Here is a 14051-nt window from a genome sequence, read left to right as displayed (position 1 = left end):
TTTTTCAATTCAGCCTGTCAAAATAGTAGGGACTTTATTTTTTGCTGTAGGTCGTTATGAACATCCGTCGCACCATTTTTGCTGTATCAGTACTCTTTTGTAGTTCCGCTTCTGCCTATGAACAACCGATGGTTGTATCTTATGCGGTGCAGCCGATTAACCACTTTAATCAACAACTCAGTCAGGCCCAAATAGAGTCACTTAAGTGGACTCAAGCGCCAGAGTCTATTTCAGCTCATTATTCAGGAGAAAATTTTTCCTTAGCCAGAGTTAAAAACTTTCAGGGAAAGGTTGTCACCTATAGTGTCAGCCAGCAAAGTGACAAACATCCAAAAATGCTATTAATTTTGTCTATGGAGAAACAGAAAGGCTTGTGGACATTAGAGGGTGCCAAGTTAACTTGGCAATGTAAAAACGGTCTGCATTTTGGTACAGACCGTTGTTAAAATACTAAACAGCTTACTTAGTATCAGTATAACAACAGGTATAACGCGCTCAGCGAATTAATTCACCAAGCACAATAAACCTCCGTTTTTACAACAAAGCGCTTTATACCAAGGTGATCTTAGCGAACTTACGCTTACCCACTTGGAATACACCAGTAGTACCGGCTGTTAACTGCATACGGGTATCTTCAATCTTATCCCCGTCTATCTTGGCTGCGCCTTGCTTGATCATGCGCATCGCATCAGATGTTGAATTAACTAAGCCTGCTTCTTTAAGTAAGTTAGCAATCGCTATCCCTTCGCCAGCAGCAATCTCAAGCTCTTCGATATCTTCAGGAATTGCGCCTTTTTGGAAGCGATTGATAAACTCTTGATGCGCAGCATCTGCTGAAGCTTCATCATGGAAGCGAGCAATAATCTCTTTTGCCAACGCTATTTTAATATCACGCGGGTTAGCGCCAGCTGCAACGTCAGCTTTAAACTGCTCAAGCTCAGTTAACGGGCGGAACGACAATAGTTCAAAGTAACGCCACATCAACTCATCGGAGATAGACATGATTTTGCCGAACATTTCACCGGCTGGCTCACTGACACCAATATAGTTATGCGCCGACTTAGACATCTTCTTAACGCCGTCTAAACCTTCTAGCAGTGGCATCATAATCACAGTTTGCGGCTTTTGCCCGGAAGATTTTTGCAGCTCGCGGCCCATCAACAAGTTAAACTTCTGATCCGTACCACCGAGCTCAACATCAGCCTCAAGTGCGACTGAATCATAACCTTGTAGTAGTGGATACATAAACTCATGAATGGCAATCGACTGACCAGAACCATAACGCTTTTTAAAATCGTCACGTTCCATCATGCGCGCAACCGTTTGTTGCGACGCTAAACGGATCATACCAGCGGCACCGAGTGGCTCTAACCAGGTAGAGTTAAACTCGATACGTGTTTTTGCTGGATCCAAAATCTTATAAACCTGCTGCTTATAAGTTTCGGCATTAGCGAGTACTTGCTCACGCGTTAACGGAGGACGTGTGCTGTTTTTGCCACTTGGATCGCCAACCATACCGGTGAAATCACCGATCAAGAAAATCACTTCATGACCGAGTTCTTGGAAGGTACGCATTTTATTCAAAATGACGGTATGACCAAGATGAATATCGGGTGCGGTTGGATCGGCGCCCAATTTGATCTTCAGTGGACGACCCTCTTTTAACTTCTCCAGTAGATCCGCTTCAAGTAAAATTTCGTCGGTGCCACGTTTAATTTCTGCTAATGCTTGCTCTAAATCAGCCATGTCGGCGGTTACTCCTGGGAGCCTAATCATAAAATCTGGGGACTAATGTTACTTGTTAGCCAGCACAAATGAAAGTGTGTACACTAAGGGGATCACTAAGAAAGCGCGAATTTGGTACCAAGGTCAATGGGAAAGGTTATAACTTTATTTAAATTACTGCCAAAATTACATCAAATACTCTTATGTATCTTAGTTTTTGTCACGCTAATTATTATCTTAATGCCATCGGATGATGTCCAAGCATCTAAGCAGACGGTCTCATCAAACGGGGAATACGGCTTAAATACTCGTTATGAAGTGCCGCTAGCTTTTCGTACTCCCACGCCACCCTCTGGCTCTGAAGCCATTAGCATGGAAAATGCCGAGTCACGAAAGCAACCATTAGTACAGCCTTCGGTGCATCGCAAAGTTCAAACTACGACTAACCCAGTTGCCACACAGGCCGACGTTGCGCCATTATTAAACGAGAAGCACTTCCAAGTTAAGAGTGGTGACACATTAGCTGCGTTATTTAGCCGCGCGGGCCTAACAGCGAAAGATGTTTATGATGTGACTCAACTACCAAAAGCCAAAAAGAACCTGCTAAAGATCATGCCTGGCGATGCGCTGGTTATAGCTAAAAATGATGATGGCCAATTGGTACAACTTCGCTACCATATTGACAAGATATCAACCTTAGTCGTTAATCGCGTCGATAACGGCTATAAAGAAAGTATCGCCAGCAAAACAGTTGAAATCCGCAATAAATTTGCCAACGCCACCATTAAGAGTAATTTTTGGAATGCGGGCGTTGTTGCAGGGTTAACTCCAAATCAGATCATGCAGCTGGCGACCATCTTCGGTTGGGATATTGATTTTGCGTTAGATCTAAGAAAAGACGATCACTTTGCGATACTTTTTGAAGAGGAATACGCTGACGGTGAGTTCTTACGCAACGGCAACATTCTTGCCGCTGAGTTTAGCAACCAAGGTGACAGTTATACTGCGGTTAGGTATAAAGACGGTAGCTATTATTCTGCCGAAGGCCGCAGCATGCGTAAAGCATTTTTGCGCTCACCAGTTGATTTCAAATATGTCAGTTCAAGCTTTAACCCGCGTCGCTTACACCCTGTTACAGGTCAAGTAAAAGCACACCGCGGCGTCGATTATGTTGCGAAAGTAGGCACTCCTATTAAAGCTGCAGGTAAGGGCCGAGTCATAAAATCAGGCTATAATCAATACAATGGTAATTACGTTTTTATTAAGCACAACGATACGTACACCACTAAGTACCTGCACCTTAAAAAGCGCAAAGTAAAAACGGGCGCTTCAGTTAAGCAGGGACAGATCATAGGTACACTTGGCTCTACTGGCCGTGTCACTGGCGCACACTTGCATTACGAATTTATCGTTAATGGCGTTCACCGTAACCCACGCACAGTCAAACTACCTAAGTCAGAAGCTATTGCTAGCAAAGAGAAAGCGCCATTTGCCATCGTCAGTAAAAAACTGATGACAGAGCTTGAGCATAATAAGCAGGTACAGATAGCATCGCATTAGCGTGTCTTTATACTTAAATTCACTTGGGTATATATTTAATCAACGCCAACATAAGAGTTCAATACCATGCACAAAAGCTATTACATTGGCCTAATGTCAGGCACCAGTATGGACGGTGTCGATGCCGTACTAGTTAAGTTTTCCGCTGACACACCTACTTTGGTTGAGCATCACTCTGAAGCCATCCCTGCACCGCTACTAAAGAACTTACAGAAGCTCTGTTTACCTGGAAATGATGAGATAAACCGCTTGGGGCACCTAGACCGCGCAGTAGGAAAACTCTTTGCGAAAGCCGTCAATGCTCTACTTGAGAAAGCGGGGGTCGATAAGCTTGCGGTTATTGCCGTCGGTAGCCATGGCCAAACCGTCCGTCATATGCCGAATTTAGAGATGGGTTTTACCCTACAAATTGGCGATCCAAACACCATAGCAGCCGAAACAGGTATTGATGTGATCGCTGACTTTAGGCGTAAAGATATTGCACTTGGCGGCCAAGGTGCGCCACTAGTGCCCGCCTTTCATCAACACGTATTCGCAACGCCTAACCATAAACGTATTATTCTCAATATTGGCGGCATCGCCAACATCACTTACCTGCCCGGTAATACCGAAGCGGTAACGGGTTTTGATACCGGTCCCGGTAATACCTTAATGGACTCATGGATCCAGCATCAGCAAGATCTTCCCTATGATAAAGAGGGAGCTTTGGCAAAATCTGGGACCAGTGATGAAAAAATGCTACAGCATCTGCTATCGCACCCCTATTTTTCCTTAGCAGCTCCTAAGAGCACTGGCCGAGAACTGTTTAATCAGGCGTGGTTAGAGCAGCAACTTGCCGAGTTTAGTTATTTAACTGAAGCCGATATTCAGTCTACCCTACTGGATTTAACCTGTTACAGCATTGCCAATGATGCATTAGCACTAACAACAGAGGCTGAGATGTACGTTTGCGGCGGCGGTGCATACAACACCGAGCTTATGTACCGCCTACAAAAATTGTTACCAAACTATAAGCTAGTGACCACAGCTGAGCTTGGCATTAACCCACAATGGGTTGAAGGCATTGCCTTTGCCTGGCTTGCTATGCGCTTCCACTTAGTACTTCCAGGTAATTTGCCTGCTGTAACAGGAGCAAGCAGAGAGGCAATACTCGGTGCTCTGTTTCCCGCAGGTTAAGAGCAAGTAACTTTAACGCCTCATTGAGGCGTTAAAGTTAAGTCTGCGCTATGGTTAATGCAGCAATTTATGATTTAGCAATATCACATCTCGTTTTGAGTATTCTGATAATGTCATCAAAAGACGCCTTTTATCGGCAATGAAACTCATCGCACCGTATGAGGTTAAGCTACTGGAAGGCAGTTTTAATATTGGTGTTATTAACTGGGTATTGAAGCTCCAAAAGTTGATTAGCTGATAACTGGAGTGTTTCTCTCTAAAATACACCCCTTTATCGGTAACAACCCAATTATAATCCTCATCAAACACCTCTGAAGAGATCAATGCCCTCATGTTATCCGCTTGGTTAATATCTAAAATCCATAGGCCTGGCTTACTGATTCTTGTAAACACTATCTGAGAGCCATTAACCATCTTAGCAAGCCTCACTTCTGTTGAAGTGATCAACTGCGGACGGCTGTTGGTTAATGAAAAGGCCAGTAATCCATCATAGGTAGATGAAAGTACTCGCTTATCATCCTGACTCCAACTTGGCCTTCTGTGATCGAGATACTTAGAAGCGAGTATGCTTATCCCTCCAGTTGCAAGATCTAAAATATGGATTTTATTGCCCTCATTTTTATCATCAGGAGCAAGAAACGCTAACTTAGCACCATCATGCGACCAGCTTGGGTAGGCAACACGTCTTTTCAAGTCTGTATGCTGTTTTCTATTTTTTCCATTAACATCCGAGCTCCAGATTTCATTGTTCCCGGTTTCATTTGAAACATAGACAATACGCTTAGTGACTGGGGAGTAATCAGGATTCCTATGGCTAAATTCAGAGTTAGATAGGGGGAATATCGTTGTTGGTATTACCTGATCAAGCTCTAAATAGGCAAGTTTAAAGTCTTTGATGTACTTAGAAAATACCAGTTCTGTAGAGTTAGGTACAAATTTCGGATAGCTAAAACCAACTAGAGATAAGCTTGATATTTTCTTACTATTAATATCCACTAGATATCCATCTCTCACCCCAGAATTTTCGGTGCTGAACACTAATTTATCACTATCTGGGTGCCAGCTTAGTCCTCTAATATCCTCTAAACCTTGAGTAATTCTTATCTCATCACCCGAGCCTCTGTTTCGGATAAAGATATCTTCAGATATATTACCAAACCGCCTCGAAATAGCGATCCAGCGGCCATCTGGACTATAGGCTACGTCACGATCACGGTAGTCACAGCCTTTTTTACATGAGATCCTAACTGGGTCTGTATCACCGGATAACGCCAACTCATACAAACCGCTATATTCATAGCGCTCATCATGCCAGATGTAAATAATAGCCTCGCCATCAGGTGATATATCTAATGCCGAACTATAGGAATAGCATGGTGCAAGATGAACAACTTCATGGCTAGCAAGAATAAATTGCGACAGATGGCATTCACCATTTTGACGAGTTTCACTGGGATAAAGTAACGACTTGCCATCAAGGGTCCAAATAGCTCTTAGCTCTTTGGTCCGGTTAGAGGTTAAACGCTTTGGTGTACCGGTCGATGAATGCAGATCTTTCAAATAAAGGTCTGAGCCTTTACCATAGACTAGCCAACGTCCATCGGGAGAGACAGCCGGGTATAACTCAGCACCTGATGCTCTTGTTAGCCTGTTTTGTTCAGTTTGCATTAATTGCTTAGCATCTTGGTACAGATGAAAGCCCCCCACCACCCCAACAAGGATAAACAATATAACAATGGCAATCCCACCTCTATGGAGCTTCTCTTGTAGCGCCTTTACCTTTGCTTGCTCGACCTCTAAAACTTCGGGCTTAGAAATAAGATCATCAGGCTTAAACTCAGGCTCTATCAATAAACGATAACCTGTCTTTCTCACCGTCTCTATCGCTTCAGTACCACTGTCCTCAACTAATGGAGTTAGGTGTTTTCTCAGGTTCCATATCGCATTCGTCAGCGCCTTAGTACCCACATAGCTATTGCCCTCCCAGATACTCTCGATCAACTCCTCTCGAGTAACAACATTTGGATACTGCCTAGCAAGGTAACTTAATAATTCAATGAATTTTGGCTGTAGAGAGATCTTGTCTGTCGATACACTGCCCTCTAAACCGGTCTCCAACTGAGCACAGTTTTTAAAGTTCAGGCTGTTATCGCTAGGGGTAACTTCACACCCGGCTAAAGTAAAAACCGCCTCCTTTCTAATCTCTATCATCTTTTCTCCGCAAATAGCACCAAGCTCATTTTTTAATTTTAATGCAGCCACTTTTGATAAAACCTCAACTCGGCAATAAACAGCTTACAGTCTGTCAACACGTAAACGCAAGTGTTTACAACAGCAAGAAACTGCGCATAACACTTTAATAATAAAAACAATAGATATTAAATAGACATATAAACAGCATATAAACGACACGCAGGTCATTGCTTGAGATCAACATTTTCTTTACAACTGAATGCAACTGACAGAATGAGGTCAAATTTTGCAGATCGACAGCGATAACTAGTTAGGGGACGTCACTAAAACTCCTAGAAAATTATAAAAAAAAGGACTGGAATTAGATGAAAAATCAGATGAAATTATCAGCTTTGACATTGGCCATGACTATGGCTGCGCTAACAACGTCATCGCTACAAGCTGCAGAACAAACTGCAGGTAAAGACGCTAATAATGAAGAGATTGAAAAAATTGCAGTGACTGGCTCACGTATTAAGCGCGCCGACTTTGAAGGTGTCGCGCCAGTTACGGTGATCACTGCTGAAGATATCGCTAATAGCGGTCTATCTTCTATCGCTGAGGTGCTTCAAGCGTCAGTGGCAAATACTGGTGGTTCTCTTAACGGTGACAGCGATGGTTTCACCGATAGTGCAAGCTCAGTCAACCTTCGCGGTATGGGAGCCAACAGAACGCTAGTACTGATTAATGGTCGTCGCCAAGCCTCATTCCCATCAGCGGCAGGCGGTACCTCAAACTTTGTTGATGTTTCCGATATTCCAACTGCTGCCGTAGACCGTGTTGAGATCCTTACTGGTGGTGCATCTGCTATTTATGGCTCAGATGCCGTTGGTGGTGTTGTTAATATTATTCTTAAAAAGCAATATGATGGTGCAAAAGTAGAAGCTAAATACTCAGATACAACCCAAGGTGGTGGTGCGCAGTCAGACCTATCGTACCTGCAGGGGATCAACACAGAAAACAGCCAAACTCTGATCATGCTTGAATACCGTAAGGTTGAAGCGATTCAAACTTATCAGCGTGATGGCCTATACAGCCCAGCCTATTATGAAGATGAAGATGGTGATACACGTTGGGGCTCTGGTCCATATGGTGACTCATCACCATCAAGCTGGGCATCTTGGGTGAGAGATTACTCAAAGGTTTATACCGATGATAAGTACAGCCCGCTCGATGAGGCTCAATGTACTAACCTATTCGGTGATAAAGGCATATATGTAGAAGCAGGTACTTATGATTGTTACTACGATAAGTATGCCGAACGTGGCCTACAATCTGAATATGACAGAATTAACCTAGTGGTTAACAGCACTTACGATCTTAACGATGATTGGCAGTTGTACGGGATGCTAAATGCATCGTACAAAGAATCAACAAAATACAAAGATGAGAAAGGTTTTGGGGATTACTTCTACCAAGATGAAGTCACAGGTGCATACAGCTACGATAAGTATGAATTTGAAGATGATAACAAATTCCAGATGCGCCGCCGTATGGAGGAGTATCCTGGACCACGTACTTATGATACTCAAAATACCAAGGCATCGCTGGCTTTTGGTGCTAACGGTATCATTGGTGATTATGAGTTAGATGTCTCTTGGTCTAGTGGCTATGCGCTGTATGAAAAACAAAACCACCATATGGTCAGTGCAGATGCGCTACTTGGCATGATAACTTTCGACCCTAACAATACTGATGCTTCAAAGTGGTACCCAAACAACAAATTAACCACAGAGCAAGCCGAAGCGCTTATTGGTGACTCAACCAAAAAATCAGATTCTAGCATGCACCAGCTACAAGCCGTATTTACTGGCGACCTAATGGAGCTAGATGCGGGTACTGTCGGTTTTGCAACCACTGCCGAATGGGCACGTGAAAGCTATGAAGATACCCTCGATGAAACCACCATGAGTGGTGGCTTTATCGGTATGGGTGGTACCGGCGGTAAAGGTGACCGTGACCGCGTTGCTGTTGCTGGCGAACTGCAGATCCCACTACTTGCTGACATCACAGGCGTTAAGTCATTGGATCTTTCGGCTGCACTTCGTTATGACCAATATCTCGATGATTCTGATGTTGGTGGAGCAACTACACCTCAAGTTGGCCTTAGTTACCGCCCAATTGAAGAGGTAATGGTACGTGCAAACTGGGGTAAGAGCTTTAGAGCACCCGATATGCATCGCCTCTATTCTGGATTAACAAGAAGCTTTGGTAGTACATCATTTGACCACCCAACTATTCCAAATGAGATCTATGAAGATAGCTATGACGGCTTTAACTCAGGAAATCTTAACCTTACTGAAGAGGAGGGCGAATTCTGGAACTTAGGTTTAGTTGCAAATATCACAGAGAATGCCGATCTGACTGTTGATTGGTGGAATATCGAACTTGAGGGTGCGGTTAAGACTATCTCAACTGACGAGATGCTAGAAGACCCAAGCTATAACAAGGATGGTCAATATACCGATTGCTCAACAATGCCAGAAGTAGGTTACCTGACAGAGTTTGATGATGACGGTATTCAAAATATCGCCTGTATGCGCAAAGGTCCTATCAACAGCGCCTATGAAGCATCGGAAGGTATCGATGCTAGTTTCAACTACGTATTCCCTGAAACCGCTGCTGGTGAGTTTAAGTTCAAGCTTGCAGCCTCTTACCTACTCAAGAAAGAGTATCAAGAGAGAGAGGGTGATGAGATTGAGGAGCAGACTGAGACAGATTACTTCCCTAAGTGGAAAGGTAATGCCAGCCTAAGCTGGAGCTATGAAGATTTCAGAGCAACAGTTGCTTACTACTACACTGGTGAAGCTGTTGGTACCGATCTGTTCGAATATGTAGATGCTGATGGAGAGGATGTCGAGTCGATTGAGACCGATACTTTAGATCCATACCAGACTATCAACATCACACTGTCATATTACGCACCTTGGAAAGGTAAATTCACCGCGGGCGTTAAAAACCTGACTGATGAGATGCCACCACTTTACGATATTCGTAACGACGAACACAACGACTGGCCATACTATGAGGACGATAACAGCAGCTACTCTGCAAAGGGTCGTAGCTTGTTCTTAGGTTACTCACAGAAGTTCTAATCAAAGTGCGATTTACACAAAGCACGAATTAATCAAAGAAGTCTCTAAGTTGTAGCGCCCTGCAAAGGGCGCTTATTCTCCCTTACCACAGTTAAGTCCCCCTTTTGTCAGGAGATAAAAATGTCTCGTATGTCCATCTTTATGTATTCCCTGATAGCTTTTTTTAGCACATCTAGCATAGCAGCAGAATATCAAGTTCCCTCTCAAGCACTTAAACAGGTGGTAGAGCAGAAAAAAAAGGTCAGTACTCGCCTATCGAATAATAAACAGTGGTTGGCACTGCTAACCCCGAAGACACACAAAGATATTGAGTCATTGGCCAAACCAGAGCTTAAACTTGCCGGGCTTAGATTATCTCCAACCCAACTAGTCCCAAGCCGCCTTAAAACCCAGTATCTAAAACTAGAGCTTATCGAGCTATCGACTATTGAGCTTGCTGCAAGCGCACAAAATAGTGAGCCCGTGAAACGAACCATTAAGCTACCTACCACATCAATTGCGAAGGTAGAGTTCTCACCCGACAGTCAATATATAAGCTTTATCGCCCTTGCAGATCATGGCGCAGATATCTATCTCTATGACATCAAAAAGAAGCAAACCAAAAAACTCAATCCGAGTCGACTAAATGCCACGCTTGGCCTGAACTACAAATGGCTATATAACAGTCAAGGTCTACTCACCAACATTGCACTTAACACTGCACCTATGGCTGAAGCTAGCAGTGACGTTGGACCAAATATCAGTGTCACCAACGCCCAAAAAGCCCCTCGACGAACCTATCAAGATCTATTGAAAAATGCACAAGATGATGAACTCTTTAACAGATTAACCCGCAGTCAACTCACCCTGATCTCTCTAGAGGGGAAGGCCACCGCAATAGGCACGCCAGATATCAATATCAGTTACAGAGTATCACCCAATAATGAGTATATTCTGGTTAAACAGATCGCTCCCCCCTTCTCCCATGTGGTTAAGTACAGAGATTTTTCACAAAATGTTGAGCTCTATAGCCTTAGTGGGGATCACCTTAAGACGCTCGCTAAACTTGAAAGCAGCGAATTTAGACCCTCTGGTAGTGATTCAGTCAGAAAGGGACCGCGACTAATTCACTGGCGCGCAGATAAAGCGGCTACATTGGCTTATGTCATGGCCTTAGATAAAGGCGATAGCAGCATAAAAGCGCCATTTCGCGATCAATTGATGGAGCTATCGGCACCATTTAGCCATAAAGGCGTTGAGCGAGTAAAAACCCCCTGGAGAATCGCCAATATTCAATGGGGCGAAGACAAGCTTGGTTTAATCACAGAGAGAAACTCCGCCAAAAAACAGATGCGAGTCAGTTTTTTTAATACTCAGCAACATGCACCACTAAAGCTTTGGTATCAAAAAGCATTAAGAGATAGCTACAAAGACCTTGGCAAGCTTGTCTCCCATAAAGCGATGATTGATGGACAGCAGGCTGGTCGGTTATTTACGGTAGAAAACAATCAGCTACTGCATTATGGTCTCGGTGCCTCACCAAAAGGCTATCAGCCCTTCCTCAAGACATTAGCAGTAGATCTGCAGTCTACAAAGGCTCAACCACTCATAGATACTTCAAAGACACTGTGGCAATCATCAGTTGATAAGCTTGAAACCATCCGCTATGTCATTAGCACTGAGCCGCTGAAACTGATTATCAATAGACAGGCAAAAGACACCCCATCACACCTTGTTTTTATCAATGAACAATCTAAAACTGAAACCGTGATTGAGCCTGCTAAAACTGGACTAAGCACATTTAAGGGGATGACTCGTGAGTTGATCACTTACAAGCGTGCAGATGGCCTGCCTCTATCGGGTAACCTTTATCTCCCTCAAGGTTACCAACCAAGTGATGGTCCCCTACCCGTACTCATGTGGGCCTACCCTAGAGAGTATAAAAATGCAGAAGTTGCTAGCCAAGTAAACTACTCTCCTAATCAATACAGTTACATCAGCCCTAAGGGACCCGTCCCTTTTGTCGCTAAAGGTTTTGCAGTATTTGACCGAGTGGCTATGCCAATAATTGGTGTTGGCAAGGAGAAGCCTAACGATAACTTTCGTACTCAACTCATTGATAATGCGAAAGCGGCCATCGATACCTTAGTTGAGATGGGGGTGGCTGATAGAGAAAGAATAGCCATTGGCGGTCACTCCTATGGTGCCTTTATGGTGGCCAATTTATTAGCACACTCAGACCTTTTCGCCGCTGGAATCGCGCGAAGTGGTGCCTATAACCGCAGCCTCACACCCTTTGGTTTTCAGCATGAGAAGCGAAACTTCTGGGAGGCTCCAAGCCTCTATCAGCAGATATCGCCATTTACCCATGCCGATAAAATTGATGAACCTCTTCTTATCATGCATGGCGAGATGGATTCAAACTCCGGCACCTACCCGATGCAATCAGCAAGGTTATTTAAAGCGATTAGAGGACTTGGTGGCCAGGCAAGGCTAGTGACATTCCCCTATGAGAGTCACAGCTACAAAGCTAAACAGTCGATACTGCATATGTTGTGGGAGCAGGAGGAGTGGCTAGATAAGCATGTCAGTCATAAGCCTAGCGCGCCTGAAACTAAGGTCAGTTTTCATTAGATTAGCTTCCATTAACTCGAACTCATTATACAAACAAGTATTAAACAAAAGCAGCATACAGCGTGAGACATAGACGCTGTATGCCATAAATTAATGCTCAACGCTCAATTTCTGGAGCCACATTATGAACGCAGTTAAGTTCAGCCACCCCCGACCTCGCCTGTCAGCGATCAGCACATTAGCGCTATTTATTGGCACTATCAGTGCCAGCCTTAGCTTTACGTTATCTGCCGATGATAAAACCCCTATCCCGGATGAAGAGGTCCCTAAAAATATCATCTATCTTATTGGGGACGGCATGGGGCCAGCTTATACCAGTGCATATCGATATTTTTCCGATAGACCCGATACCAAAGCCGTTGAAAAGACGATTTTCGACCAACTTCTTGTGGGCATGTCCAGCACCTACCCCGATGATGATACTTATGTCACCGACTCGGCAGCGGCGGCAACGGCTTTGGCCACCAGCATCAAAACCTATAATGGTGCTATCTCTGTCGATCACCAGCACGACTCTCTCCCCACTATGATGGAGGTGGCAAAAGAGATGGGCAAAACAACAGCTATCGTTGTGACCTCGCAGATAAACCATGCTACGCCAGCCAGCTTTTTAGCCCACAATGAAAGTCGAAGAAACTACGATGAAATTGCCGATAGCTATTTAACTAACCTAATTAATGGTCAGCCTGTTGCCGAACTCATGCTTGGCGGCGGACAGCAATATTTTGTACGCGATGATAAAGATCTCACTAAAAGCTTTAACAAGCATGGCTATCACTACATCGATAGTATCGCGGATTTAGATCAACTGGATCAGTTGCCAGCCCTCGGTCTATTTTCCCAAAAAGGCTTAGAGCCGGCATTAGGTAGCAAATACCCTGTGCGTTTAATGCAGATGACAAAAAAAGCATTGCAACTTGTTAGCGCAAGTAAAAAGCCCTTTGTGATGATGGTGGAAGCCAGTCAAATAGATTGGTGTGGCCACAGTAATGACATTAGTTGTGCCATGGCAGAAATGGATGACCTATCCCAGACTGTCAACGTCATCAAAGCCTATATTGATACTCACCCTGATACTTTATTGGTTATGACCGCAGATCATTCTACTGGGGGATTAAGCTTGGGTAGAGACGGTACTTATCAATGGAAGGGGCAGTTATTAAAAAACGTCACCATGATGCCTAGTGCTATTGCAGCAAGCCTGCTTAAATCTGAGCAACCACTTACCCTCTGGCAACAAGCGACTCAATTACCGCTGACTAAGGAGCAGCAAACGCAGTTAACAGCCAATATCGCAACCGCTAAATCGGCAACAGAACCGACAAGAAAACTAACTTCCTCAATCAAAAAACTCATCGATGAAGTCACCTTTACCGGCTGGACGACCAGTGGTCACGACGCTGTCGATGTGCCTGTTTTTGCTTATGGTATGGGTTCAGATGCCTTTATCGGTCATCAAGATAATACCGATATCGCCACCACCTTGATGCAGATGATAGCCCGCTAACCTCCCTCGCTTTGTCACGCTTATATTTGCACTCAAATAAGCGTGGCGAATGTCATCAAATTAACATTTCTTTGAATTATGCTTTATATTCAATAACCAGTGCGCAAGTTTTATACTTAAACCACATAGTGAATCGTTAATGC

Annotated in this window: 8 protein-coding genes; 6 read left to right on the top strand and 2 right to left on the bottom strand. The window is 44.0% G+C overall.

Going from position 1 to position 14051, the window contains the following annotated elements:
- The first annotated feature begins 56 nt into the window (after nt 1-56).
- Nucleotides 57-446 (top strand): hypothetical protein, encoded by a 390-nt coding sequence (locus JK628_RS05960; RefSeq protein WP_202288468.1) that lies wholly within the window; start codon nt 57-59, stop codon nt 444-446.
- 103 nt (nt 447-549) lie between these two features.
- Here JK628_RS05960 and tyrS read toward each other — a convergent pair whose 3' ends face one another.
- Complete coding sequence (gene tyrS / locus JK628_RS05955) at nt 550-1746, bottom strand: tyrosine--tRNA ligase (RefSeq protein ID WP_202288466.1); 1197 nt, start codon at nt 1744-1746, stop codon at nt 550-552.
- 126 nt (nt 1747-1872) lie between these two features.
- Between tyrS and JK628_RS05950 the strand changes: the two genes are divergently transcribed.
- Together JK628_RS05950 and JK628_RS05945 are read left to right on the top strand one after the other, a co-directional pair.
- Nucleotides 1873-3285, top strand: a complete 1413-nt coding sequence (locus JK628_RS05950) for a peptidoglycan DD-metalloendopeptidase family protein (RefSeq protein ID WP_202288464.1) — start codon at nt 1873-1875, stop codon at nt 3283-3285.
- A gap of 66 nt (nt 3286-3351) precedes the next feature.
- Nucleotides 3352-4461 (top strand): anhydro-N-acetylmuramic acid kinase, encoded by a 1110-nt coding sequence (locus JK628_RS05945; protein WP_202288462.1) that lies wholly within the window; start codon nt 3352-3354, stop codon nt 4459-4461.
- A gap of 54 nt (nt 4462-4515) precedes the next feature.
- Here the strand turns inward: JK628_RS05945 and JK628_RS05940 are convergent, their stop codons facing one another.
- Nucleotides 4516-6672, bottom strand: a complete 2157-nt coding sequence (locus JK628_RS05940) for a winged helix-turn-helix domain-containing protein (RefSeq protein WP_202288460.1) — start codon at nt 6670-6672, stop codon at nt 4516-4518.
- A gap of 347 nt (nt 6673-7019) precedes the next feature.
- Between JK628_RS05940 and JK628_RS05935 the strand changes: the two genes are divergently transcribed.
- The 3 genes from JK628_RS05935 to JK628_RS05925 all read left to right on the top strand — a co-directional run bounded on the left by JK628_RS05935 (nt 7020) and on the right by JK628_RS05925 (nt 13908).
- Entirely contained in the window at nt 7020-9788 is a 2769-nt protein-coding gene (locus JK628_RS05935; RefSeq protein WP_202288458.1) for a TonB-dependent receptor plug domain-containing protein, read from the top strand.
- 120 nt (nt 9789-9908) lie between these two features.
- A complete protein-coding gene (locus JK628_RS05930) occupies nt 9909-12401 on the top strand; it encodes an alpha/beta hydrolase family protein (protein WP_202288457.1) in 2493 nt (830 codons plus the stop codon).
- A gap of 124 nt (nt 12402-12525) precedes the next feature.
- Nucleotides 12526-13908 (top strand): alkaline phosphatase, encoded by a 1383-nt coding sequence (locus JK628_RS05925; RefSeq protein ID WP_202288455.1) that lies wholly within the window; start codon nt 12526-12528, stop codon nt 13906-13908.
- Nucleotides 13909-14051: the final 143 nt, after the last annotated feature.

This window comes from Shewanella sp. KX20019 (assembly GCF_016757755.1).
Classification (GTDB): Bacteria; Pseudomonadota; Gammaproteobacteria; order Enterobacterales; family Shewanellaceae; genus Shewanella.
This window is presented reverse-complemented; position numbering and strand designations above follow the sequence as displayed.